At 50.9% G+C, this 26,156-nt stretch carries 18 protein-coding genes and 2 tRNA genes; 12 read left to right on the forward strand and 8 right to left on the reverse strand.

Annotation, left to right across the window (positions count from 1 at the left end; translation table 11 throughout):
* The first annotated feature begins 101 nt into the window (after window positions 1-101).
* Both TK_RS09490 and TK_RS09495 read left to right on the forward strand, forming a co-directional pair.
* Window positions 102-830, forward strand: a complete 729-nt coding sequence (locus TK_RS09490) for a proteasome assembly chaperone family protein (RefSeq protein WP_011250847.1) — start codon at window positions 102-104, stop codon at window positions 828-830.
* A gap of 10 nt (window positions 831-840) precedes the next feature.
* Complete coding sequence (locus tag TK_RS09495) at window positions 841-1,224, forward strand: DUF473 domain-containing protein (protein WP_011250848.1); 384 nt, start codon at window positions 841-843, stop codon at window positions 1,222-1,224.
* Here the strand turns inward: TK_RS09495 and nucS are convergent.
* The 3 genes from nucS to TK_RS09510 form a co-directional block, all read right to left on the reverse strand.
* Window positions 1,221-1,979 (reverse strand): endonuclease NucS, encoded by a 759-nt coding sequence (nucS, locus tag TK_RS09500; protein WP_011250849.1) that lies wholly within the window; start codon window positions 1,977-1,979, stop codon window positions 1,221-1,223. The genes TK_RS09495 and nucS overlap by 4 nt on opposite strands.
* Window positions 1,980-2,013: 34 nt before the next feature.
* Window positions 2,014-4,524 (reverse strand): DNA repair and recombination protein RadA, encoded by a 2,511-nt coding sequence (gene radA, locus TK_RS09505; protein WP_011250850.1) that lies wholly within the window; start codon window positions 4,522-4,524, stop codon window positions 2,014-2,016.
* A 176-nt stretch (window positions 4,525-4,700) separates the two neighbouring features.
* The gene (locus tag TK_RS09510; protein ID WP_048053875.1) at window positions 4,701-5,717 is read right to left on the reverse strand and encodes a potassium channel family protein; all 1,017 of its coding nucleotides are present in this window, start codon (window positions 5,715-5,717) and stop codon (window positions 4,701-4,703) included.
* A 922-nt stretch (window positions 5,718-6,639) separates the two neighbouring features.
* Here TK_RS09510 and TK_RS09515 point away from each other — a divergent pair.
* The 5 genes from TK_RS09515 (at window position 6,640) to TK_RS09535 (ending at window position 17,283) form a co-directional block, all read left to right on the forward strand.
* Complete coding sequence (locus TK_RS09515) at window positions 6,640-7,887, forward strand: ORC1-type DNA replication protein (RefSeq protein ID WP_011250852.1); 1,248 nt, start codon at window positions 6,640-6,642, stop codon at window positions 7,885-7,887.
* The gene (locus TK_RS09520) at window positions 7,887-10,094 is read left to right on the forward strand and encodes a DNA-directed DNA polymerase II small subunit (RefSeq protein ID WP_011250853.1); all 2,208 of its coding nucleotides are present in this window, start codon (window positions 7,887-7,889) and stop codon (window positions 10,092-10,094) included. Before TK_RS09515 ends, TK_RS09520 begins: the two co-directional genes overlap by 1 nt.
* Window positions 10,095-15,491 (forward strand): DNA-directed DNA polymerase II large subunit, encoded by a 5,397-nt coding sequence (locus TK_RS09525; RefSeq protein ID WP_011250854.1) that lies wholly within the window; start codon window positions 10,095-10,097, stop codon window positions 15,489-15,491.
* Between the two features lie 75 nt (window positions 15,492-15,566).
* Window positions 15,567-16,253 carry a hypothetical protein gene (locus TK_RS09530; protein WP_011250855.1) on the forward strand — a complete coding sequence of 229 codons (687 nt, stop codon included), beginning with the start codon at window positions 15,567-15,569 and terminating at the stop codon, window positions 16,251-16,253.
* A 58-nt stretch (window positions 16,254-16,311) separates the two neighbouring features.
* Window positions 16,312-17,283: a hypothetical protein gene (locus TK_RS09535; RefSeq protein ID WP_011250856.1), complete on the forward strand. Its 972-nt coding sequence runs from the start codon at window positions 16,312-16,314 to the stop codon at window positions 17,281-17,283.
* A 744-nt stretch (window positions 17,284-18,027) separates the two neighbouring features.
* Here the strand turns inward: TK_RS09535 and TK_RS09540 are convergent.
* On the reverse strand, window positions 18,028-18,606 hold the full coding sequence (locus TK_RS09540; RefSeq protein WP_011250857.1) for a hypothetical protein: 579 nt from the start codon (window positions 18,604-18,606) through the stop codon (window positions 18,028-18,030).
* A gap of 243 nt (window positions 18,607-18,849) precedes the next feature.
* Window positions 18,850-18,926 (reverse strand) — tRNA-His (locus TK_RS09545).
* Window positions 18,927-19,068: 142 nt separating this feature from the next.
* On the opposite strand from TK_RS09545, the gene TK_RS09550 reads away from it, so the two are divergent.
* Window positions 19,069-19,707 (forward strand): tRNA(Phe) 7-((3-amino-3-carboxypropyl)-4-demethylwyosine(37)-N(4))-methyltransferase Taw3, encoded by a 639-nt coding sequence (locus TK_RS09550; RefSeq protein WP_011250858.1) that lies wholly within the window; start codon window positions 19,069-19,071, stop codon window positions 19,705-19,707.
* Here TK_RS09550 and TK_RS09555 read toward each other — a convergent pair.
* Both TK_RS09555 and TK_RS09560 read right to left on the reverse strand, forming a co-directional pair.
* Window positions 19,704-20,453 (reverse strand): lipoate--protein ligase family protein, encoded by a 750-nt coding sequence (locus tag TK_RS09555; RefSeq protein ID WP_011250859.1) that lies wholly within the window; start codon window positions 20,451-20,453, stop codon window positions 19,704-19,706. The two genes, TK_RS09550 and TK_RS09555, sit on opposite strands and share 4 nt — an antisense overlap.
* A 1,206-nt stretch (window positions 20,454-21,659) precedes the next feature.
* Window positions 21,660-21,737 (reverse strand) — tRNA-Pro (locus tag TK_RS09560).
* Between the two features lie 73 nt (window positions 21,738-21,810).
* Between TK_RS09560 and TK_RS09565 the strand changes: the two genes are divergently transcribed.
* The 4 genes from TK_RS09565 to TK_RS09580 are packed head-to-tail and all read left to right on the forward strand — an operon-like array spanning window position 21,811 to window position 25,802.
* Window positions 21,811-22,869: a glycosyltransferase gene (locus tag TK_RS09565; RefSeq protein WP_011250860.1), complete on the forward strand. Its 1,059-nt coding sequence runs from the start codon at window positions 21,811-21,813 to the stop codon at window positions 22,867-22,869.
* Window positions 22,870-22,920: 51 nt separating this feature from the next.
* Complete coding sequence (locus TK_RS09570; protein ID WP_011250861.1) at window positions 22,921-23,634, forward strand: RAD55 family ATPase; 714 nt, start codon at window positions 22,921-22,923, stop codon at window positions 23,632-23,634.
* Window positions 23,631-24,074, forward strand: coding sequence for a hypothetical protein (locus TK_RS09575; protein WP_011250862.1), 444 nt, complete (start codon window positions 23,631-23,633; stop codon window positions 24,072-24,074). Before TK_RS09570 ends, TK_RS09575 begins: the two co-directional genes overlap by 4 nt.
* A 42-nt stretch (window positions 24,075-24,116) precedes the next feature.
* Window positions 24,117-25,802 carry a DUF4910 domain-containing protein gene (locus tag TK_RS09580; RefSeq protein WP_011250863.1) on the forward strand — a complete coding sequence of 562 codons (1,686 nt, stop codon included), beginning with the start codon at window positions 24,117-24,119 and terminating at the stop codon, window positions 25,800-25,802.
* Here TK_RS09580 and TK_RS09585 read toward each other — a convergent pair.
* Window positions 25,792-26,124 carry a transcriptional regulator gene (locus TK_RS09585; RefSeq protein ID WP_048053759.1) on the reverse strand — a complete coding sequence of 111 codons (333 nt, stop codon included), beginning with the start codon at window positions 26,122-26,124 and terminating at the stop codon, window positions 25,792-25,794. The two genes, TK_RS09580 and TK_RS09585, sit on opposite strands and share 11 nt — an antisense overlap.
* Window positions 26,125-26,156 lie beyond the last annotated feature (32 nt).

The following is a 26,156-nucleotide window of genomic DNA, read 5'->3' on the forward strand; positions in this document are numbered from 1 at the left end:
TGATTGGGCGCTTGGATAATATAAGGGTTGCCTTTCCAGTGGAAACCAAACTCCGAAAGTTTAATAACCTTTGGAAACTAAAGTTTTCCGGAGGTGAGAGAATGGAGAACGGGAAGCCGGTCAAGCTCGTCCTGCCTGAGGTCAAGAACCCGATTCTCATAGAGGGCTACCCCGGGATAGGCCTCGTGGGTCATATAGCGGCGAACTTTCTGGCGAAGGAGCTGAAGATGGACATGATAGGCTACGTAGAAAGCCCGTTCTTGCCGCCGATGGCCCTGATCCTTGAGGGGAAGCCGAACCCGCCGCTGAGGTTCTACGGAAAGGACAACATCATAGTTGCGGTAGCGGACATCTACGTCCCACCCACGCTCGTCAACGAGATAGCCAAGGAGCTTGTGAACTACCTGAGCGAGATGAAGGCCGAGAAGGTAATTTCGATGGGCGGCATAGGGATAGGCTTCTTCAAGGAGCAGCTTGAGGTCTGGGGCGTCGGTTCCAGAGATGAGCTCAACAAGGAGCTTGAGGAGAAGGGGGTTAAGATACTCCAGTACGGCTCGATAATGGGCATGAGCGGGAAGCTCCTCTGGGAAGCTAGCAGGAAGGGCCTGAACGCCTACGCGCTAATGGGTGAGACCTTCGGCGACAGGCCCGATCCGAGGGCAGCAGCAAACGTCCTGGAGGTAGTCAAGAAGCTCACCAGCCTCGACTTCAGCACTGAGCCTCTCCTCCAGGAGGCCAGGATGATAGAGGAGCAGCTGAGGAAGATGCACGAGCAGATGGAGCAGGCCAGACAGAGGGCCGAGAAGCAGTACGAGAGCCTGTACCTGTGAGGTGATGGCCATGGAGGCAGTGCTGATAGCTGGAATCGCAAGGAGGCTCCTCGACGAGCTTTTGAGGAACCCCTACCGGACAATCGAGCTCAGAAGTGCCAGAAACGTCCTCGCAGTTGAGAGGGCTATGGAAGACTTAAGGAGGCTATTTCTGACGTACGAACCGTTTGAAGACGTTAGAACAGGAACAGAAGGGCTAATAACCGAGTTAATAGAGGCCAGAGAGCTCAACATGAGAGTTCCGTGGGAGGAGAGCGATGAGAGGGAGGTGACCGTCTGCAGGGCGAGGGTGAAGCTCCTCGGCCTCGGGAGGGTCGTGGAGATGGAGAGAAGAGACTCCATAACAGTAGTCAAGGTTAGGGAGATGCTCCCGCAGGAGATGCAGATCGGCTAAAACAGTGTCTTCTGTCTGCCCTTCTTTTTGGAGTCTCTTTTAGGCGGTTCGAGCTTCCTGAACTCGAGGCCCTCCTTTTCCAGGAGTCTTTTTGCCCCAGAAGTGAGCGAGGGAGCAACGAGAATTCCACGGACTTTATCGCCGTACTCCTCTCTCAGAATCTCGACGTAGCTCTTGAGCTGTCTAACGGCATGGAGTTCCGCCCTCCTGCGCTTAAGCTCAAGGACAACTATATTCCCATCACTGTCCCTTCCAAGGACATCAACGATTCCAGTTCCTATCGCCTTCTCCCTGAACAGCGGCTTGAAGCCAGGCTCTATGACCTCTGGATTTTCAAAGATAAGCTCCGCCATCTCGGCCTCGCTCCCCGTAAGGGCGAGCTCCTCGTAGTCCTCAGCTCGGAAGACGGAGACCATGTAGACCTCTTCGAGCTCGACCTCAAGGGTCTCCCTCGGCTTTCTCCTTATCGAGACGAGAACTGGGTTCTCCCTCAGCTCCAGCCTCACTCTGCTACCCGGTGGCTGCCAGTTCACGGGCTCGCGCTTCTTGCTCTGGTGGATGAGAAAAGAGCCGTCGGGCTTGACTATGATGACCCTATCGCCGGAGCCGAGCTCGCTCTTTGCCCTTCCATCGTAGTGGACCTTACAGCGGGCAAAAATCGTCAGCATGGCCTCTTCTAAGAGAGCTGAATTGACTAGCGAAACGAGTTCTTCGGTTGATGGCGACGTGATGACCGTTACCTTATCCTTGGACATGGGGATGGGTAAAAGAAGAGGGTATTTAAAGCCTTCAGTCCTCGACTCCCTTCTCGGTTATCCTGAAGACCGCCTCCCCCTCGGGAAGGTGCGGGCTGTCTATCAGGCGAGCGACCCTCTTTCCGGCCTTGCCCTTACGGAGATAGACCCTGAGAGTGGCGCTGTGGGCTAGGATGTGGCCGCCGACAGGCCTCGTAGGATCACCGAAGAAGGCATCCGGTTTCGCCTGAACCTGGTTGGTTACAAAGACCGCTATGTCGTAGAGGTCTGCCAATCTGTGGAGGTCGGCGAGGTGCTTGGCGAGCTTCTGCTGCCTCTCAGCCAACGTGCCTCTTCCCACGTACTCGGCACGGAAGTGCGCCATGAGTGAATCCACGACGAGAAGTTTTACAGGCCTGTCGCTCTCAGCCTTCTCCTTGATTATCTCCTCGGCCTTCTCGACGAGGAGCATCTGGTGGTTGCTGTTGAACGCCCTCGCAACGTAGATGTTCTTGAGGGTCTCCTCAGGATCGAGGCCGCGGTTTTCGGCGATCTGCTTTATCCTCTCAGGCCTGAAGGTGTTCTCAGTGTCAATCCAGATGACGGAACCGCCGAGACCACCTTCCTCGGGCGGCTTCTGAACCATGACAGCAAGTGTGTGGGCGAGCTGGGTGTTGTGGAGCACGAGACCGTTCGGTGCGATGAAGTTGTGGGTCTCTGGAATGACCAGATCGTAGACCCAGTCGTTGTAGTCAACGACCTCAACGGACGAGACTTCGTGGAACTCCAGCCTTCTCGCGAGCTCTATCGTTTCTAGGGCAAGCTTTGCAACTCCCTCCAACCTCTCAATCTCCTTGAGGAGCGCTGAAACAACTTTCTCCTTCAGCTCGGGCCTCTTTGGAAGTCCTCTCGTCCGGTAGTTCGCCACCTGCCTGTCTGTAAAGCCGTACTTCGTGATGGCCGTCCACGGGAACGGGAGCTCGGGTTTATCGCCCATTTCCAGTGCCTTTCTGGCCTCGGAAAGCTTCTCAAGGGCTTCCCTAAAGTATTCTTCTATCCTGGAGAGAGTCTTCTCGGTGAACCACACATTCCTGCTTCTCGTGAGTATGTGGTAAGCCGTCTCATTGTCCCTCTTAGGCAGTCTGAACTCCGAGTAGAGCTTTCCAAGGAACTTGCCCAGGGCGGGTGGATACCTGCCAACGCCGCCCTCGTTCATCTCGCCCGGCTTTATGCGGCTCTTCTCAAGGACTTTCTCGAAGGTCTTCCTGTCTTCACCCGTTATGTAGATGCGGTAGTAAACGCTTCCCTCGATTGTTTTCTGAGAGATCCTCGGAGTTATTCCAAGCCTCTTAAGTAGGAAGACAAGTCCATCGGCGAGCTCACGGCTCTTTGTGACCAGCTCAACTATTGACTCGGTTAAATAGCCATCCCCATCCAAGTATCCAGCCAGAAACGCCGCGATGGCAGATTCTCCAGCGTTCAGCACTCTCTCGGGAACGACTTTCGTTGATGCGTTTGACGTGGCAAGCTCACCGAGCCACTCGGCGGTCTTCTTTCTAAAGAGTATCCTGTAGAGACCGCGTCTTACCTCAACCGTCGGAGTGTAGCCGTCGTGATCTTCGATAAAAGAAACTATGAAGTCCTTAAGCTCCTCGGATCCTGTTGTTATGGAGAGCGGGTTCGAAGTACCCTCGGCAACGAACAGGCCGAGGAAGTAAGCCTCGGACTCCTCAATGGTAGCTGCGTTAGCAGGAACGCTTCTTATGCCAACGATCAGGTCACCCGGCTTGATCATGCCAGCTGGAACCCACTGGAGCCCGTTCCTGAAGACGAGAACCGGATGCAGTAGCGTGATCCTGAGGAGATATCCATTGGAAAGCCTTATCTCGGCAAGCTTCTCGACCTTTTCACGGTATATGTAAGAGGCCTTCGTCCTCTTTACCTCACCTGTTTTAGGGTCAAATGTGTAAACCGAGACCGTTTCCAGTGGAACCGCGTAGCCGTTGTCGAATGGAACCTCTCTTCCGAGGGATGCGTATTTGTGATACATATCCTCGATGGACTCAAAGTGAACTAGCGTATCGTTCTCGTAGTAGACCTTGGTGTCCTTTGCGAAGCACTTTCCACTGCCGAACTCACCGAATACCTCCGTGATGGCCTGCGTCTCAATGCCGCCGCCCAGGAGCTTGTCGAGGGCTTTGCTTCCAGTGGAAATCTTGCCTATTGTGGTTCTCCTCTTCATGTACTCGTCGGCGCGCATGAAGGTTCCAATGTTAGCTGCCTCTCTTGCGGCCTGGATGATCTTGAGTGCGGCACCTTCGCTTATCCCCGCTATCTCCTTAAGCTCCAGCGGCGAGGCAACCGCTATTGCCTCTATCGTGTCGTAACCAGCCTCGCGAAGCTTTTCAGCGGTGGCAGGACCAACGCCAGGGAGATCCTCAAGAGCGGAGATTTTTTTCTCTGGCTTTGACTGCTTATCCGACGATGAAAGTGACTCTTCAACATCGAGCTCTTCAAACTCCTCAAGCTCTTTGACTTCATCTTCAACCTTCTTTTTGCGGGCCATCATCATCACCCAATACCTTTGATGTGGGTAAAACATGGGGAGGTTATATACTTTATGTCCCTCAGGGACTTGGCAATGAAACTTTTAAGAATTTCGTCCGATTCTAGAATCAAACTGTAAAAGACCCATATTTTACAATAGCAGCCAGGAAAGAATATTAAACAGAAAATAAGGGATTAAATGCCGTTATCCCCAACCTCCCGAAGGACTATGAGCTTTGAACCCTCTGGAACCGGGGAGTCAAGCCTTGGAACGAGCACTGGGCGGTTGGTGTAGTAACCCATCACGTACAAATTATACTTCCTCTGAACCAGCTCAAGCGCTTCCGAGTACTTCACACCCCAGACTTCTGGGAGTTCAACCACGGTGATGTCGTACCCTCCAAGGGAGCTTGTTATGTCGTCAATGACGTCCACAACTTCAGGCTCGATGACGGCGCTGGCGAGCAGCCTACCCGCTAGACCTCTGCTGAGGATAACCCTGTCGGCCCCAGCCTGTTTCAACAGGTCTATGCTGTCCGCGCTCAGGGCTTCCACGAACACCTTTGCACCGGAAATGCTCTTGACACGGAGGGTCACGAAGACCGACTTCGAGTCATCGTCGAGAGCCAGAACAACATGGGAAGCACTCTCGACCCGGGCCCTTTCGAGTGTCTCCTTATTGATGGGGTCACCTATAAGAACCTCGACTTCCTCTGGAAGCTCAACCTTCCTGCGCTCTTCTTCGTTAGGGAATACCACAACAACTGGCCTGTGGGGAACCTCTCCTCGGCCCATCGCAGAGAGTATCTCGTCCACAAAGCTGGCCACGCTACTACCCTGCCCGATTACAACGTAATGTCCCGAGTACCCAACACGGTGCATGCCCATCATCCTCCTAAGTGAGGAAGAAATTAGGAATTCAGCCAGAAGGGAAACGAGGGCCGTAAAAGTAGAGATGCCCGCGACCGCCGCAACCATAGCAACTATTCTTCCCGCCTCCGTCTGAGGGGTTATATCACCGTAACCTATCGTCGCCATGGTTATTACGGCCCAGTAGAAGGCAGTGAAGAAGTCCAGCCCTTCAAAGTACGCAAACAGTCCGGCAAAGACTAAGGAGAGAACTATCACAGCAGCACCTATCTGTAGGAGCTTGCTCCGCCTCACCCGATATCTAATCTTAACAAGCCTGCGGATTACAGTTATCGGTATCATCGTTGTGGTGTGCATGCAAGGGGTTAAAAACGTTGGGACGTGGTTAAGTGAACTTTAATGAACATAAGAATACCACTAGGCACAAGTTTTCCAGTGGAAACGGAACTCTTTTTCGATACTCATCGAAAAGACCCCCCAGAGTTTTATTTCCACTGGAACCAACTTTCGGAGAATGGATGGATTTGATGGCTTTAAACAACAGAAAGGGTATTTTTAAAGCGTCTGTGTCAATGTAAATATGATTTTGTTCATTTAAACTTTGTTCTTTCAGTATTTTTTCAATCTTACATCTTAATACCCGCTAATTATTGAACATTGTTTATGGAAAATTATAAATACATGATGGGAAAGAAAAAGCGGGAGTGTTTGCACCAAAATTCGATATTGAAAATGGGTGTAGCAACGAAAGCTGCCTCCACTGGAAACAGAACTCTGGGGGACTACAAAATTGTTTATTTTTTGAGATTGCGAAAACAAAGATGTTTTCTAAAAATGATCCCTTTTGTCCATCATTGTTCGTGTTTTCATGTATATCCCTGTTCATTCCTCTTTCAGTGGAAATAGGCACACCTACCGATGTTTTGTTTGTCTAATGCAAACTTGTATGTGCATCCCTGATCATTGCTTGCTTCGCGTTTCCTCTGGAGAGGTCTTTTTGCACAGGTTAGAACTGGAACTTCGAGTGGAATTCTTTGACAGCTCCATGTTCAACAATCCATATAAACCAGCGGCCTACACATAGGTATGCCTTCCAGTGTATCCGCTGGTTCCTGTGGAGTCCCTCGTGAATGTTCAATATTTCCCCATATTTCCTATCAAAATGTTGAAATAAGGATATGTACTGGTCATTTCGATGGAAAGCGCACTATCATATTGACGGAACGACTTCCATCGAGTATGATTTCAAGTGGAGAGTGGGACGATGGACGATGACTACCTCAGTTCAATATTCGAGAAGTACCTCCATGCCAGGAAGATATTCAAGAACAAAGAAGTGCTTAGGCACAGCTATACCCCAAAGGAGCTTCCACACAGGCACAAGCAGATAGACGACCTTGCCCACATTCTTGTTCCAGTTCTCCGCGGTGAAACTCCGTCTAATGTTTTTGTGTATGGGAAAACTGGAACTGGAAAGACCGTAACCGTCAAGTTCGTTACTGAGGAACTGAAGAAGATCTCCCAGAAGTACAATATTCCTGTTGAGGTTATCTATATCAACTGTGAAATAATTGATACTCACTACCGCGTTCTCGCAAGGATTGTAAACCACTTCAAAGAGGAGAGCGGGATCGAGGTTCCCCTCGTCGGCTGGCCCACCGATGAGGTCTATGCAAAGCTCAAGGAAGTCATTGATGCCAAGGAGCGCTTCGTTATAATAGTCCTCGACGAGATAGACAAGCTCATCAAGAAGAGTGGAGACGACATCCTGTATTCTCTGACGAGGATCAACAGCGAGCTTAGCAAGGCAAAGGTAAGCATCATTGGGATTTCCAACGACCTCAAGTTCAAAGAGTACCTGGATGCGCGCGTTCTCTCCAGCCTGAGCGAAGAGGAGGTCGTTTTCCCGCCATACGACGCGAACCAGCTCAGGGACATCCTCATGCAGCGTGCCAAGGAGGCTTTTTATGAGGGTGTGCTGGACGATGCGGTTGTGCCGCTGTGTGCCGCCCTCGCAGCCAGGGAGCACGGAGACGCGAGGAGAGCCCTCGACCTTCTGAGGGTTGCGGGTGAAATAGCGGAGCGCGAGGGGGCGAGCAAAGTTACAGAGAGGCACGTCTGGAAAGCCCAGGAGAAGATTGAACAGGACACAATGGAAGAGGTTATAAAAACCCTTCCTCTCCACTCAAAGGTTCTCCTCTACGCGATAGTCATGCTCGATGAAAACGGCGAGCTCCCTGCCAACACCGGTGAGGTTTACTCAATTTACAAGATGCTCTGCGACAGCCTCGACGTTGAGCCCCTCACCCAGAGGCGCGTGAGTGATCTGATCAACGAACTTGACATGCTCGGCATTATCAACGCCAAGGTCGTCAGTAAGGGCCGTTATGGGAGAACAAAGGAGATAAGGCTCAACGTGACTCCGTATATGGTGAAGAACATATACCGCCACGATGAGCAGGTTCGCCCGCTCCTCACCCTGAGCCTCTCTCGCCAGAGGAGGTTGTTCTGATGCTGGTGGAGGACCTCCTTAAGAACAACTACCTTATCACGCCGTCCGCGTATTATCTGCTCTCGGACCACTACAAGAAGGCCTTTACCCTGGCCGAGCTGATAAAGTTCGCCAAAAACCGGGGGACGTTCGTTGTAGACTCCAACCTTGCCAGAGAGTTCCTGGCGGAAAAGGGCATAATTTCCAGTGGAAATGGTGCCCTTGACGGTTCAGTACTCTCTGGGATCAGCGTTTCTGAATCTCCTGTGAAACCTAACGGGGAGGCAGTTCTGGAATCTGAATCTGATGAATCTGGGGCCATTGAATCTTCTCTCCAGGAAGGAGTTGAGGATGGGGTCGAATCTATAGCTGAGCCAAGTGCGGCGTCTGTTGAAGATGTTGTCGTCGCTGGGGAAAGTTCTCTAGCATCTGAAGGCTCTTCACTGGAGGATGAAATCAACACTGAACCAGAGTTATCATCCTCTATGGATGATGGTGCTGAAGTTGTTCAGTCTTCTGAGGGGGATGAGACCTCTATTTCCACTGGAAATGCCTTGGGATCTGTGGACTATGGTGGCTCTGATTCTGAATCAGAAGCTTTAGAAGAGGCCTCCTCTGGGGGGGAGAGTTTCATTTCCACTGGAACTCCTGAAGATGAGGCCCTCCTAGAAGAGTCCCCTGAAGGAGAATTTCCCGATGAAAACGGCTTCTCTGATGAGTCCCTTCCAGTGGAAAACGGGAGTGAGAATGGGTATGGGGACTCTGAAGAGTACTACGAGAACGGCGACAACGGTGTCAAGCCGAAGATAGTCTACGGTGACTACGGTGTCCCAATAGCCTACGTTGCAGATGAAACTCCGGAGGAAGAGAAAGCCTATTCGACGTATTCCGACCTAGTGATAGCCCCAAAGGAGGGCTTCCACTACAGGGCAAAGGAGATTCCCGACGAGTGGGAGCTGGCCTTTGACGTCAAGAACGTGAAGTTCGAGGTTCCCAAGGTCAAGAACGCCCAGAGCAAGGAGGGTGAGGTCATAATCCAGGCATATTCCAGCTACTTCAAGTCCAGGCTTAAGAAGATGCGGAGGATCTTCCGCGAGAACCCTGAAATCGGCACGATAGTGGATATCGCCAAGCTGAGCTACGTCCGAGAAGATGATGTCACGATAATCGGGCTCGTCAATGAAAAGCGCGAGACAAGAAAGGGCTACCTCTTTGAGATCGAGGACGCCACGGGAAGGATCAAGGTCTTCATAGGCTCGGACAAGGAGGGTGCAAATGAAGCCTACAGCACGATAATGCCCGATTCTGTTGTTGCTTTCAGGGGCACCCCCGGGAAGGGAATATTCTTCGCAAACAGGGTGTTCCTCCCGGACGTTCCGAAGTTCAAGAGGTCAAAACCACCGCTTGAGGAGAAGGTCTACGCCATCCTGCTCAGCGACATCCACGTCGGTAGCAACAAGTTCTGCGAGGAAGCTTTTATCAAGTTCCTTGAGTGGCTCAACGGCGAGGTTAACAGCAGAACCGAGGAAGAGCTGGTGAGCAGAATCAAGTACATCATTATTGGCGGCGACGTCGTTGACGGCGTCGGCATCTATCCGGGCCAGTATAACGAGCTGGCGATTCCAGATATCTTCGACCAGTATGAGGCCCTTGCAAACCTGCTGAAACAGGTTCCGGACCACATAACGATGTTCATCGGGCCTGGAAACCACGACGCGGCCAGAACGGCCCTTCCGCAGCCGGGCTTCTACGAAGAGTATGCAAAGCCGCTCTACAAGCTCAAGAACGCTGTGATAATCAGCAATCCTGCCGTAATACGGCTTCACGGCAGGGACTTCCTCGTAGCCCACGGCAGGGGAATAGAGGACGTCGTTGATTTTGTCCCCAACAGGAGCCACCACAGGCCCGCTGAGGCAATGGTAGAGCTTCTTAAGCTCAGACACATAGCTCCGACCTTCGGGAACAAGGTTCCGATAGCTCCCGACCCCGAGGATACGCTCGTCATCGAGAGCGTTCCAGACCTATTCCAGGCAGGCCACGTCCACGTCATGCAGTACAAGACGTACAACGGCGTCTTCGTCATAAACACCGGTACGTGGCAGGCGCAGACTGAATTCCAGAAGATGGTGAACATAATCCCGACTCCGGCGAGGGTTCCGATAATCGACGTTGAAACCGCCCGCCTGAGGGCTGTGGTTAGGTTTGACCAGTTTTGCGAGGGGGTTTGAATGAGCGAGGAGATTTACTCGCCTGAAATGAAGGCTTACTTCGAGTCACTCCAGCGCGAGATAGACAGGGCCTATGCGATAGCGAGGAAGGCCCGCGCACAGGGTAAGGATCCGAGCTTTGACGTTGAGGTTCCGCAGGCTACTGATATGGCTGGCCGTGTTGAGAGCCTCGTCGGACCGCCCGGCGTGGCCGAGAGGATTAGAGAGCTAGTCAAAGAGTATGGCAAGGAGATAGCTGCCCTTAAAGTTGTTGATGAGATAATCGAGGGCAAGTTCGGTGACCTTGGGAGCAAGGAGAAGTACGCTGAGCAGGCGGTGAGGACTGCCCTGGCAATTCTAACGGAAGGTATAGTTTCCGCTCCACTGGAAGGTATCGCTGACGTTAAAATAAAGCGCAACGAGTGGGCCGACGGGAGCGAGTACTTAGCTCTCTACTATGCCGGCCCGATCAGGAGTTCCGGTGGAACGGCTCAGGCTTTGAGCGTTCTCGTTGGTGATTACGTGAGGAGAAAGCTCGGTCTCGACCGCTTCAAGCCGAGCGATGAACACATTGAGAGGATGGTCGAAGAGGTTGACCTCTACCACAGGGCTGTTACGAGGTTGCAGTACCACCCGGAGGCAGACGAAGTAAGGCTCGCCATGAGGAACATCCCGATCGAGATAACCGGTGAGGAGACCGATAAAGTTGAAGTCTCTCACAGAAACGTCCCCGGTGTTGAGACGAACCACCTCCGCGGCGGTGCCATTCTCGTTCTCGCTGAAGGTGTCCTGCAGAAGGCAAAGAAGCTCGTGAAGTACATAGACAAGATGGGGATCGAGGGCTGGGACTGGATAAAGGAGTTCGTGGAAGCCAAGGAGAAGGGCAAGAGTAGTGAAGAGAATAAAGACGAATCGAAGGCCGAGGACACTGGAACTGAGAGCGTCGCTGAAAAGAAGGAGAATGTCGAGAAGGGTTTCTATTACGAGCTCTACGAGAAGTTCAGGGCCAATATTGCCCCCAACAAGAAGTACACCAAGGAGATAATCGGTGGAAGACCCCTCTTCGCCGAGCCTTCGACCAACGGCGGCTTCAGGCTCAGGTACGGCCGCTCAAGGGTCTCCGGCTTTGCGACCTGGAGCGTCAATCCAGCAACAATGCTCATTCTGGACGAGTTCATAGCAATTGGGACCCAGATGAAGACGGAGAGGCCAGGTAAGGGTTGTATCGTGACTCCAGCGACTACGGTGGAGGGTCCGATCGTCAGGCTCAAGAACGGGAGCGTGGTAAGGGTAGATGACTATGAAACGGCTCTAAAGGTCAGGAACGAGGTTGACGAGATCCTATACGTTGGCGATGCGCTCGTAAACTTCGGCGACTTCGTCGAGAACAACCAGACGCTTCTCCCGGCAAACTACGTCGAGGAGTGGTGGGTTCAGGAGCTAGTACAGGCCATCAAAGACCTCTACGAGGTTGAGCTTCAGCCCTTTGCTGAGAACGACAGGGAAGCCGTAGAGGAAGCGGCTGAGTACCTTGAGGTAGACCCCGATTTCCTGTGGAACCTCTTGAAGGATCCGCTCAGGGTTAAACCAGATGTGGAGACGGCCATTCACCTTTCAACGGTTCTCGACATACCGTTCCACCCGTACTACACCCTCTACTGGAACACCCTTCAGCCGGAAGAGGTCGAGGAACTCCAGAAGGCCCTTCTGGGTGCTCAGATAGAGTGGGCTGAGTTCAGAAAGAACCGCTTCGCGAAGAAGGTCGTCCTTGAGAACGATAAAAATATCAAACGCTACCTTGAGCTCCTCGGCCTGCCCCACAGGCTTGAAAGGGTTGAGAAGAAGAGGAAGGTCATCGTCGTTGAATATCCCTGGAGTGCGGCCCTTCTGACGCCGCTCGGCAACCTTGAGTGGGAGTTCAAGGCAAAGCCCTTCTACACGGTCATAGACATCATCAACGAGAACAACAGGATAAAGCTCCGCGATAGGGGAATAAGCTGGATCGGCGCGAGGATGGGAAGGCCAGAGAAGGCCAAGGAAAGAAAGATGAAGCCGCCGGTCCAGGTTCTCTTCCCGATAGGCCTTGCCGGCGGCCAGAGCAGGGACATCAAGAAAGCCGCCGAGGAAGGAAAAACGGCCAGGGTTGAGATAGCCTTCTTCAAGTGTCCCAAGTGCGGCCACGTCGGGCCGGAGCACCTCTGCCCCGTCTGTGGAACCAGGAAGGAGCTCCTCTGGCACTGCCCGAAGTGTGGAGCGGATTATCCTGAGAGCGATGCAAAGGACTTTAACTACCGCTGTCCGAAGTGCGACGTTGAGCTCAAGCCCTACGCGGAGCGGGAGATAAAGCCCGCCGACCTGTTAAGGCAGGCCATGGACAACGTCAAGGTCTACGGCATAGACAGGCTCAAGGGCGTTAAGGGTATGACCTCCGGCTACAAGATGGCCGAGCCGCTGGAGAAGGGTCTTCTCCGTGTTAAAAACGACGTCTACGTCTTTAAGGATGGTACAATCCGCTTCGACGCGACCGACGCTCCAATAACCCACTTCAAACCTAAGGAGATAGGGACGAGCGTCGAGAAGCTGAGGGAGCTCGGCTACACTCACGACTTCGAGGGGAAGCCCCTCGAGAGGGACGACCAGATACTCGAGCTGAAGGTCCAGGACGTTATTCTGCCCTACGAGGCAGGGAGGTACCTCCTCAAGGTGGCGCGCTTCATCGATGACCTCCTTGAGAAGTTCTACGGATTACCCAGGTTCTACAATGCCGAGAAGATGGAAGACCTTGTGGGTCACCTCGTTATAGGTCTCGCTCCACACACCTCGGCTGGAATCATTGGGAGGATAATCGGCTTTTCAGACGTTCTCGTTGGCTACGCACACCCGTATTACCATGCGGCGAAGAGGAGGAACTGCTTCCCAGGTGACACGAGGATACTCGTCCAGATCAACGGCCTTCCTCAGAGGATAACCCTCAGGGAACTCTACGACCTCTTTGAAGACGAGCGGTACGAAAACATGGCCTACGTGAGAAAGAAGCCGAAGGCGGACGTCAAAGTTTATTCATTTGACCCAGAGAGCGGAAAGGTCGTCCTTACTGACATAGAGGACGTCATAAAGGCTCCATCGACGGATCATTTGATAAGGTTCGAGCTTGAGCTCGGCAGGAGCTTTGAGACGACTGTTGACCATCCGGTGCTTGTCTACGAAAACGGCAAGTTCGTTGAGAAGAGGGCCTTTGAGGTTAGGGAAGGAGATAGAATCCTCGTGCCTAATTTGAAGCTTCCTGAAAAGAACATTGACTACCTTGATCTGCTAAAAGAGTTCTCCAGAGAGGAGTTTGCTCATCTTCACGATAGGATAATGGTTCGTGGAATAGCAGAGTGGCTCCGCTCAGTTGAGGCTGATGTAAAAGAAGACTACCTGCGCAGAGACTCCATACCTTTGAGCGTCCTTCTAAGGGTTCTCACGGAGAAAGAGATATCCATTGAGGAAGTACCTTCCTGCTGGCTTGGATTTAAGCGCGATAAAGTAAGAATCAAGCGGTTCGTACCTCTCAAACCTCTCCTCCGCGTCGTTGGGTACTACCTTGCCGAGGGCTATGCAAGAGAAAGCAAGAGTGTCTATCAGCTGAGCTTCTCGATGGCAGAGAAGGAGGTTAGGGAAGACCTCAAGAGGGCACTCAGAGAAGCTTTCGGGGACGGTTTTGGTATCTACGAGAGGGGAGGGAAAGTTACAGTTGGCTCGCGTATTCTCTACCTGCTGTTTACGGAAGTTCTGAAGGCTGGAAAGAACGCATACAGCAAGCGCGTTCCGTCTCTTGTTTTCACACTGCCACGTGAAGCCGTTGCAGAGATGCTTAAGGCATACTTCGAGGGAGATGGAAGTGCCCTTAAGTCCGTGCCTCGTGTGGTAGCGTATAGTGTTAATAAGGCCCTCCTTGAGGACATTGAGACACTGTTGCTTGCCAAGTTCGGCATTCGTGGCTATTACACCTTTGACAATAATGCCAATAGAGGCAACGCTCGCGGGAGACTGTATCACGTTGAACGCGGAACTGAGGCTCCAGTTTCAAAAGTCTACGCCCTTAACATTGCAGGTGAGCACTACCACAGGTTCTTCAATAGCATTGGCTTTGTGAGTGAACGCAAGAACTCAATCTATGAGCTTCATGCTGAGAAATCTCCAGCTCAGGATAGATATTCCTCACAGAATGGCTGGCTGGTGAAAGTCAGGCGCATTGAATACATCACACCAAAAGATGATTTCGTGTTCTCTTTAAACGCTAAAAAGTATCATAATGTGATAATTAACGAAAGTATTGTAACACACCAATGCGACGGCGACGAAGACGCTGTAATGCTCCTCCTCGATGCCCTCCTCAACTTCAGCAAATACTATCTGCCCGAAAAGCGCGGCGGCAAGATGGACGCTCCTCTGGTCGTTACCACCCGTCTTGACCCGAGGGAGGTAGACAGCGAGGTTCACAACATGGATGTGGTCAGGTACTATCCTCTCGAGTTCTACAAGGCCACCTACGAGCTCAAGTCTCCAAAGGAAGTGAAGGTCATAGAGCGCGTTGAGGACCGCCTGGGCAAGCCCGAGATGTACGAGGGGATAAAGTTCACCCACGATACGGACGACATTGGTCTCGGCCCGAAGATGAGCCTGTACAAACAGCTCGGCGACATGGAGGAGAAGGTCGCCAGACAGCTCGCTCTGGCAGAGAGGATAAGGGCCGTGGATGAGCACCACGTTGCTGAAACGATAATCAACTCTCACCTCGTTCCGGACCTTAGAGGCAACCTTAGGAGCTTCACGAGGCAGGAGTTCCGCTGCGTCAAGTGCAACACGAAGTACAGAAGGCCACCTTTGACCGGCAAGTGCCCGAAGTGCGGCGGAAAGATAGTCCTCACCGTCAGCAAGGGTGCAATAGAAAAGTACCTGCCCACGGCCAAGATGCTCGTTACTAAGTACAGAGTAAAGGACTACACGAGGCAGAGGATATGCATAACCGAGAAGGACATAAAGACGCTCTTCGAGAACGTCTTTCCTGAGAAACAGAGGACCCTCATGGGCTTCTCGGCGGACATCTGCGAGAAGATGGTCAAGGAGAGGACGGGTCATTCCAACGGAAAGAACGGCTACCTCGACGAGTTCAACGGGAAGAACGGAAAGGCCAGCAAAAAGTCTGGGAGTTTAGCCTCAAAGCTCTCTGGAAAAGGCAAAGAACCCTCGAAAAAGAAGGAGAGTGCAAAACCCAAACGCTCCGAGAAGGTCAAGAACCTCACCAGCTTTGAAGCGGCCGCTAAGAATGAGCAGGCAAGAGGAACGGCAGGGAACGCTAAGAAGGCTGAGAGTGAGAAGCCAAAGAGAAAGAAGCGGAAAGGCATAAGCCTCGACGAGTTCTTCGGCTCGTAACATTCTCCTCTTGGTTTCCTTTTCGTGTGTTCGATCTCCGTTAAGCATATATATGATAAAATCGTCTATCCATTGATGCTCAATCAGTTCAAGCTCCTTCCCAGCGTCGCCTACCTGCGCGTTCAGAAGCAGGCCTTCATAGGCTATTCCATGCCCCTGGCTGGATGGATAGGGGAGTATCTGATAAACTACCAGAAGCTTCCGAGGCCGAACTTCTTGGGCAGGGCAATGGCCAAGCTGGGCTTTCACCTAGCTGGGGAGGATAGGGACGACCGCTTTATCACCCAGTTCTTCACTAAGGGGAGCGTTTCAATAAGCGCTAGCTGGGACGTCGAGAGGGAGGCTCTTTTCCTCCAGCTCATCCCTCTCCGTTCGAAGCTCTCCAGGGGACTGACCATCAGGACGGAGCACATAGAGTTCTACGACCAGTACGTTGTCTCGATTGAACCGGCCGGAAAGCTCCCACCCGGGGTAAAGGGAATAGGGATAAACGCCCTCATCCTTGAGGACTTCTACCCTGTCGAGACGCCATACTGGGGCATGCTCCACGAGGACTGGGAGAGCGAGCTCAACCTGGTTGTGATGCGCGATGAGGTCTATGAGAGGCTCCACCGCGAGGAGTACCGCTGTCCCGTCTGCTTCTCGCCGCTCCACGAGGAGAAGGGCATCTTGAAGTGCTCCAAATGCGGCTTTACCTACGCCCCGGAGAACGACTTCGAGAGGGTCATGGAAGAGTTCTCGGTGGAGGAGTTTGCGTTTTGAGGTCCCTAATAAAAAGTCAGATTGGGAAAAGGGTTAAATAGCTTATTTTGGGGTTGTTATGTGGGTGGTTAACGTGCCGGATTATTTTTTGGTGTCTTTATCAAATCGAGAAAACTTAGAGCTCTGTGTTAAGTACAATTTAGCGGGGTTTACGAACAGTATAAATGGTCTCTGGACTTTCTTTGACATAAGTGTTGGGGATTATATATCATTTCTCTACGGGGCCAGGGTTCGAAATCTGTACCGTGTCGTCAGGAAGGTAGCTTATAAAAACGCAAGGGATCTTCCTCCCTGGCCTCCAATAACTTTCAGATCACAAAAGACTTATTACTTCCCATTCCGGCTGTTTTTGAAACCAGAACGAGAATTTAACGAGCCTATGGTTCGGCAAGAGTTCTCTTATGTTGCCGAAAACTTGCTATTAAGAGGAGGTTATCGTAAAACTCATTTTCAAGCCGATACTGTAACATTTTACAAGGTTTCTGAGATGGGCAATCCTTTTGCTGGAGAGCCGGAGTACTTGGAGCTTAATGCAGAAACATTTGAGCCAAAAATTGTGTTTGACAGGAAAAACCAGAGAATTCCTGAGAAGTTCTACTTTAGGGAGCTTATACTCCAGTCGCTGGTGAGAAAGAAACTTGGAGTCACGGTTCTCCGTGATGTTCTGGAGATATTTGAAGTAGATAATTCTCCAGAGGAATTTGAAGTACTTGGTGAAAAAGCTCTTCCAGAAGGATACGTGGACATTTTCATAAAACTGAAGCATCCTTCTGCCCTTAATAGGTACATTCTTGCGGAAGTTAAGACTGGAAAAGCCCAGAAAAAGGATGTGGAGCAACTAAGAAAGTATCTAAGTGAATACGGGAACGAGGCGGTGGGTGGACTGTTGATAGCCAAGGACTTCTCAAGATCGGCCTTTGAAGATGATCGGATAATTCCTGTTAGATATTACTTCAAGGAATTAGATCCCTTTGGGGAGTATAGTTATGATGAGCTTTTGAGTATGTTGAAGCTGGAGATAGTAGTATAAAGAAGCGGTTGTTTATGTTTGTGTCCTCTGGTATTACATACTCTTTAGCTGATGAAATGTACCCGGATACTGACAACTTCTAGGTCTTGGGTTTTGATCAAGGAATCCCTGAGGAGGAAGAGTTTGGTGGCCTTCCTTTAAGAGGGGAAAACAATTAGGGTTTTTCCTTGCTCTTTTAACGCCCTTTGGTCGTTATACTACAAGTAAATCTATTGAAAACCGCCAATTGGGGGGGGGGGGAGAATCATGAAAACTTGGCAATTTAGAAAGGATATTCACTCTTTGATGAAACTTTGCCCTGCAAAGTTTCTTTGGTCAGGCTTTTTCCAAAAGCTTGCTGGCGAAAAGTTCCACCAAAGGCACTTTCCATAAAATGCTGGGTGTTAATCGTGCACTCTTCTCCTCCCGATCTCTAAGATGGGTTTAACTGCCGAGGTAGTTTTATGAAGTTTGCTTTTTTCTGGCGTCCTTTGGATGCTTTGTTGGCGACAAACACTTTATAAGAGCAAATGAGGAGTAAATTCCTCCCAGGTTTGTATTTTCAGAAAAGCATACCCTTTCTGCCATCCCTCGAGGAATTTGAACGGGGTTGAAAGCTATGATTGCACAAGCAAGGGCTGATATGGTGCAGGGCCTGAGTTTGAACCTTGTAAATGAAATTCTAGTATAAGTATAGTTGGTGTGAGAATAATTTGAAGAAAACCATAGATAAAGTGGCGGATATAAGGAGAAATGCACCTGGCATTATTTCTTTTCGGAGTATGGGTTAAATACCAGAGTCCTGCCTTCGTAAGGGGAAAAACTCACATATAACTTTCCGTTTTGAAGTTTTACTTGCGGATCAAATGGATAGCAACCGCCTCCAGTTCTACAGCCTTTAATTTCATGATAATACCAATCCACCTTTCCACTCCCTAAATCAAATGCCCAGACATAGCGGTTTTGCAGATGGTAAACTATGTCAATATCCTTGTAAAGTCCTTCAATCCCAACTATTCCCCTCTCACCAACCACCGCCACATAAAGGGTTTCATTGTGAATTAAACACTGACCTTCACCACTGAAGTCTCTGCTTAGATTAACTTGAATGCTCTTAATGACGTCCTCATTTTTCATCAACAGTATAAGGCCATTCTTTACTTCAACAGGACAATCCGAGTTTCCATTTAGTGAACTGTCAAGTACTTCGTTAGGCAATTTGCCCTCTTGGATCGGCGTGGTGTATTTATAATCGTAATATGTAAGCCTCAGATAGCTAACTTTCAGAGGTACAACTGGCAAAAGAAAAAATAATAGCAACAGAGCCTTCACTTTTCTTCTCATTTCCAAATCCCTCCAATATATTCCACGACCTCATTATCACTCTTTAGCTTTTGTAGTTCTGCGTAATTAGCGTCTCTTACGATGATTTTAAATCTTATATGAGCAACTTTTGTATTCTCAAACTTTTCTAACATTTGGTCTTTTGTAGTTTTGCAGGTTGTGATTAGACATTCATCTCAAAGCAAACTCTTTAAAAATCAGTCAAAAACTTTCCGCCAGCGCTTTCGTCAGAAAGGGCTGTTATGGGGCCGGGGCCGGGATTTGAACCCGGGCTAGGGGATCCACAGTCCCCTGTGCTAACCAGGCTACACCACCCCGGCCATCTCCAGCTTAAGCTTTTGGGTTAGCTTTATAAAGTTTTCGTCAGAATCGGCGGAAGAAGGTATCTGGTGTCCTTTTAGGTGGATAACTCCTGTATGGGCTGATATTATGTGAAATCAAAAGGTCAGAGGTGGATTAAAGATGAAAGCCAAGCGAGAAGCCCTTCAAAGCCTGTTCACGGCCATGAGAGATGGAAAGGTTGACGGGGACATAATAGACCTCCTCCTGCTCATCAACTCCATTAAGGGCATCTACACTACCTCCTCCTGCTCGGGAAGGATAGGCATCATTGAAGAGCCCGCTCTGGGGGCAAAGCCCCTCTCCCGCTGGCTGATAAAAGTCCACAGGCCGATTGAGTTCGAAGAGGCTAAGGAGGCCCTGAAGAACGCGAAGGAGGGCATAATTTTCCTCAAGAGCCAGCCCCCGATCTTCCACGTCGTTGCTGAAGACCTTGAGAAGGCCAGGAAGCTCCACGAGCTCGGCCTGGCCTCGGGCTTCAAGTACACTACCTTCAAGGTTATCTCAAAGCGCTATCTTGTTGAGATAAACGCCACTGAGTACCTGACGGCACCGCTCGGCAGGGACGGCAGAGTTCTCGTCGATGACGGCTACCTCCGCTTTGCGGTTGAGATAGGCAACGAGATGCTGAGGCGCTCAAAGGGCAGACTTCCCCGCCTTGAAGAGAACTTCAGAAGGCTAAGGGAAGAGCTTGGAACGGACGAGCTTTTCTATGAGCTTGTGGAAGAGTATAAAATCAGAGAAAACTGGGAACTCCCCTAACGCATCTCGTTCCACTTAGGATTTCTATACTTCTCTTCTATCAGCTTTTCCGCTAGCTCAAGCTCGTAGTCTGTCAGCTCGCCCTCCTCAAGCTCAAAGGCGTTGGAGAAGCTCTCCTTCAGCAGTTCGTAGGCTTCCCAGCGGCTCAGCTTTACTCCCTCGCGTTCAAGGGTTGTAACCCGCTCCCAGATGCTCGAAATACCTTTGTCCTTCAGCTTCTCCTTTGAGACGCGGAGAACCCTTCCCAGAATCTCGACCCTCGTTGCATACATAAAGGTGCCGTGCTGGAGGATTACTCCCCGTCTCCTCGTCTGGGCCGAGCCGCTTATCTTCTTCCCGTTGGCAACTATGTCGTTCAGTCCTGAGAAGCCCGCTTTAAGGCCGAGGTCTTTCAGGGCATCCACGAGCGGGCCCGCTAGGTAGCGGTAGCTCTCTTCGACGTTCTTAAGGGCAGGATGGTAGTCTTCCCCGATGACAATTGAATAAGTTATCTCGCCGTACTCGTCGTGGAAGACGCTTCCGCCGCCAGTTATCCTCCTCACGACCGGAATACGGAGCTTTTTTGCCTCATCGAGATTAACATCGTGGACTACGCTCTGGAACCTGCCGATTGTAACTGAGCTGGGGGAGAAGGCGTAGAGCCTCACAGTGTCCGGGACTTTCCCCTCGATTCTCGCTCTCATTATGGCCTCGTCTATGGCCATCTGAACTTCGGGCCTGGCCACTATGAGCGGAATGAAGCGCATCGTCATTTTAACCACCACCGTTAAAAACTCCGGAGGGCTTTTAAGTCCAGCGATGATGACGCCCAAGCCCTCCTGACGGGTGATGAGAGCGGTCACCACTGAGCGGATGGAAACTTTGCCCCTCAAGTTTTTTCAAAACCTGGTCAAGATTTACCCTTCTTTTTGAACTTGCCTGTTAAGAGGTGTATGCCTGCTCAGAAGGCAACTTTGTGCGGATTTGCTCTCAAATCTCTCGTTAATTGTGATTTCACCTTTCTTTTTAGCGCTCGAAGAGCGCTATACTGTGGGGAAATCCCATGCGATTGGCAAATTGATAAGTAAACCTCTCATAAAATTTAGCCTGTTTCAAAAGCATACTATCCTTCCGCCATCCGTTAAGGACGCTTGAACGCTAGTGAAAGCGGCGCTGAAACTTTTAGAAAAAGCTTCACCAAAGTTCGTGGTTCCTATTTAACGGGTCGTTTTGGGCGGATTTTCCTTTTGAACGCTGTCTTGAGTCGTGAATTCTATTTTTAATTCGCTTGTTTTTCTTGAGTTTGCTTTTTAATTGACGCCCGTAGGGCGTCAAGGCGAGAAAACTCCTTTTCATCAGGCTGAAACTTAGGGGAATTCACTGATGTCTGGCTTGTGTATCTTGAAAATCCTCAGTAAACAGCAATTTTAGAAAAGAACCACGAACCTTGATCAAACTTCGCAAGGAAGCTTTTGGAAAAAGCTTCACCAAAAGCTCGAATGTCTTCTTGATGTTGGCTTGATGCGATTAGATTCTCTTGGTAGAGGGGCAGAGTAATGCGGGTTTTCTTATTTTTAACGCCTTTCGGGCGTTATACTGTGAGTAAACCCCCTTGAAACCGCTAGTTGAGCATTGAGAATCACTGGAAAACAGGAAGCTCAAAAGGACATTCCATCTTTGATGAAACTTTGCCCTTCAAGCTTTTGGAAAAAGCTTGAGCAAAAGTTGCTCTTCTTCTCGAACTTTGCTTATTGAGGAGTGTATGCTCCACTATAAAGCGAGTTTGAGTGGGTTTAACTCCAAAATCCCCCAGCTGATTGTGATTTTGGCTTTCTTTTTAGTGCCCTTCGGGCACTATACGGTGATAAAATCCTTTTGAATCTAGCAACTCGGTAAGTAAACCCACTCAAAGGCTAGCTCTTTAAAAACGCATACTAACTTTCCGCCAGCGCTTTCGTAAGAAAGGGCTGTTGTGGTGGGGCCGCCGAGATTTGAACTCGGGTCTCCGGCTCCCGAAGCCGGAAGGATAGACCAAGCTACCCCACGGCCCCACTTCCCGATGATACCGCACCAAAAGGACTTATAAAGTTTACGGACTATCAAGACAAAGCGGGGTGCTGAAAAGTGAAAATCAGCGTTGTAATCCCAACGTACAATGAAAGGGAGAATCTGCCCGAACTTGTTGAGAGGCTCTCGCGGGCGCTTCAGGGTTATGAGTACGAGATTGTGATAGTTGACGATGATTCACCTGATAAGACGTGGGGGCTCGCGGAGGAGCTGGCAAGGAAGTACCCCATTAAGGTCATCAGGAGGACGAAAGAAAAGGGGCTTTCCTCGGCTGTAATCCGTGGGTTTAAGGAGGCCTCTGGTGATGTATTCGTTGTGATGGACGCGGACCTTCAGCATCCCCCCGAGAAGGTTCCCGAGCTCATCGAGGCGATAAAACGCGGTGCAGACATCGCTATAGCCAGCAGGTACGTCCCAGGCGGCGCCGTTAAGAACTGGTACTGGTACAGGAAGCTGATATCCAAAGGGGCCATCATGATAGGCCGCGTTGCCCTTCCCAGAATCAGGAACGTAAAGGATCCTGTAAGTGGCTTCTTCGCCCTCAGAAGGGAGGTCGTTGAAGGCGTTGAGCTTAATCCTGTGGGCTTTAAGATTCTCATGGAGATACTGGTTAAGGGACACTACAATAACGTCAGGGAAGTTCCTTTCACATTCGGGCTGAGAAAAGCCGGAGAAAGCAAGCTCGGAAGCAGGACTATTGTAAACTATCTCAGACACATCTACAGGCTTATGAGGTGGGAGGGGGAAATAGACAGGCTAGTGAAGTTCTCCCTGGTTGGTCTCTCTGGTGTCCTCGTAAACGAAGGTTTCCTCTGGGCGTTTGTGGAGTTTTTTGGATGGGACAAGGTGTTCTCCAACATCCTGGCAACTGAGCTCGCCATACTCAACAACTTCACGTGGAATGACATCTGGACTTTTAGGGATCTGAAGAACAAACCTCTCCTGAAGAGGCTGGTAAGCTTTCACGTTGCGGCTTTGAGCGGTGCCCTTGTCCAGTGGGCGATCTACGTTATCCTTATGGCAGTTGGAGTGCACTACCTTCTCGCGAATCTGATTGGAATAGTTGTGTCTTTCATCGTGCGCTTTGCGGTTAACAGGCACGTAACCTGGGGCTGAGCAACGGTGGGTTTAAATAGAGAACAATGGAAAATATCTAGGGGCGAGCGAATGTACGTTGGAGAACTTTTGAAGAATCTCGACAGGATACCCAGTGGAGTTCCGGGGCTCGATGAGCTGATAGGCGGCGGTTTTCTTCCGGGCAGGGTTTACGTCGTGACAGGGCCGCCTGGAAGCGGAAAGACCACGCTGGGGATGCAGTTTCTTGCGGAGGGCGCCAAGAACGACGAGAAAGGTCTCTTCATAGCACTTTTTGAAACGCCGGATATTATCGTTAGGGATATGCTCAGGTACAACCTTGGGATTCTCGAGTACGTCAACTCAAAGAAGATAGTCTTTTACGACCTCGGTGAAATTCTTCTTAGTGCAAACCGTGAGCTGAGCTGGGACGAGCTCTTCAAGCTCCTCCTGGAAATTATCAAGAGAGAAAACGCCAAAAGGGTTGTCATAGACTCATTCAGCCTCTTCGAGTCATTCGTCACCAACCCTGAGGGAAAGAAGAAAGAGCTGGGCCGCTTCGTTAGAAAGCTCCGCACCATGGACATAACGACGCTCCTCCTCTCCGAAATGCTGAGCTCCGAAAAGTACACCGACGAGTACTACCTCGCTGATGGCGTCATCGTGCTCCACCACTTCATGCGCAACTACCAGATGGTCAGGGCGATCCAGATACTCAAGATGAGGGGCGTGCCCCACGACAGCAACCTCAAGAGGATGCGCTTCACGAACGAGGGTATAACCGTCTACAAGGAGGCCCCAATATGACTGACAAGAAGAAGCTTGTTAAGGAAGCTTACAGCTTTGGTTACTTCCTTGGCTTGAAGGGGCATAGCGAATGGGTGGAATGGGTGAGAAAAAAGCGCGAGGAGCTCTACAAGCAGGCAGAGGAGCTCGGAATATATGACTTAGTTAAGGAGGCCTATAAAAAGGGCAAGGAGCAGGGCCTTCGTGACAGGTCGGAGATGATAGCGAAGAACCTTATAGTTGCTGGAAAAATTGAGCCTGAGGGGACATCTAAAAAGGTTGAGGTGGCCTTTTCCCCGGAAGAAAGCAGGGAGGAAGTCCTAGAGTCTGGAAAATCCCTGGAGCGGGAGTACTTTGAATTCCTCCAGACCACCAATCTGATGCTCCCGCCGGAGCTCCTTGATTCGGTGAAAGCTCTTGAGCCGCCAAAGATGCTCCGGCTTAGGGGCAGTGAGGGATAACTTTTTTGTGTCCCCTTTCAATTAATCCCCTGGTGAAACCCTATGGAGCGCTTCCTGCGGGATAGTGCCGAATTTAGCTCAGACAACGTTCTGAACTGGATAGCCGGGATTTCGCACTTCCACAGGATACAGGGGTCAAAAGGCCTTGTCGAGGCCGCCGAATACGTTCTCGAAGAGCTGTCCCGCATGGGTCTTGAGGCAAAGCTTCTCAAGGATAAATACGACGGCAAACGCTGGCATCTAACGCTTCCGTCTCCAATAGCATGGGAAGTTATTGATGGGCGTCTTGAAGTTCCTGGAAGAACACTCACAACAGCGGAAAGTCCGCTCCTCGTGATGGCCCACTCCCCTTCTGGGGAGGTCGATGGGGAGGTACTTCCGATTCTGAGGCAAGAAGACTGGGAGAGGGCAGAGGGGAAGGTTGTCCTCGTCGGAAAAGACTGGAGAGATGCCTATAGGAGGGCTAACGAGGTTGGAGCTTCGGGCTTCATAGCTTACAGGGAAGGAACTGGTGAGTTCTACCCGTACATAGGCCTGTTCCTGACTAAGGAAGACCTAAACTGGGCGCAAATTCCCGCCTTTGCCGTCCCGGAGGCTGTTGCTAAAGGCCTGATTAGGAGGGCGCTTTCGGGAGGCGTTGAAGTTAGGGGTACGGCCGAGACGGAGATAAAAAGTTCGGAGACTCTCCCGATGGTCTACGCCGAAGTTGGCGAACCTCCGTATCTGCTCTTCACGGCGCACATATGCCATCCAAAGCCGGGGGCAAACGACAACGCCAGCGGTAACGCGATGCTCCTTGAGCTGGCTAGGGTTCTATCAAAGAGGGAAAACGGCAGGTTTGGCTACGCCTTCCTCTGGGTTCCTGAATACCACGGGAGCCAGGCGTTCATTGAAAGGGCGGGTGTTGAAGAGTATTACGCAGGCATAAACCTCGACATGGTCGCGGGTAGTCCCGACCGCTCAGAATCAACTCTGATGTTCGTGAGGACACCGTTCTCACGCTTCTCGGTGGTTTCTGGAGCGCTGGAGGTCGCCATTGAGCTGAGCAACTCGAGAGGCAAGAGCTTCTCGGGAAGCAGACTTCCCGTGATGCCCTTCAGGGCATACCCGTACGAGATGGGGAGCGACCATGACATCTTCAACTTCTTCGGTGTCCCATCCGTCATGCCGATAACCTGGCCTGACAGGTTCTACCACTCAAGCGGTGATACGATAGACAAGGTGAGCAGGGAGACTGTGGCCATAGTCGAGAGGGCCGTTCTTTCGGCGGCTCTGTTCCTGTCAGAGGAGGAAAAGCGCAGGATTGAGCAATTTGCGAGGGGCTACGCTAGAAAAGTTCTTGGGGAAATCGGAATGCGCCTTGAACCTAAGGAGAGCGAGAAGCTCGTAAAGGCCGGCCTCGCTAGAGATGCGGAGTTCCTTGGGCTGGAGCTTAACTTGGAGGTAGAGACCAAGGCAAAACCCTGGCTGGAGTGGAAAGAGAGGGGATTGATATCCGAGCGCTTAATCAGGAGCAGAGCACCCGGTCTGGCTGAGGACTTTAAGAAGCTGACCGAGGAAAGGGCAACGGTGACGCACCTCCACGAGCTTATAATGCTCGGTGAACTCCTTTCAGAGGGGAATGCCTATCGGGCCATCGAAGAAGAGTACGGAAGCATCGAGAGGGAGAAACTGAAGAGGCTGGTCGAAATACTTGAAGAAGTGGGCGTTGTTGCCCTCAGTTCTTAGCCTCCCTAAGCTCCATCTCAATTTCGTTTATTTTTTCGAGGATGTTCTGCTTTATCCTCGCGAGAAGCTCATGGGGAGAGACGGCGGTGTAGGTGTACCCGAGCCATCCCTGCTGTATAAGCTCTCTCCGGAGCATTCCCTTCCTGTAGAGGCTCAAAACGTGCTCTCTAACTGAACGCTCGCTTATTCCAAGTTCGTTGACTATCTCGGTTACTCTCATCGGGCGCTTTTTCTCCAGGAGGAGCCTGTATATCCTGAGCTCGGTTTTCTTCACTCCCAGCGACTTAAGCAGTGCTTCGAGCCTCTCGTAGACGTCGCCCATCACACTTCACCCAACCTGATCTCTCACACCTA

The organism is Thermococcus kodakarensis KOD1 (genome assembly GCF_000009965.1).
Lineage (GTDB): Archaea > Methanobacteriota_B > Thermococci > Thermococcales > Thermococcaceae > Thermococcus > Thermococcus kodakarensis.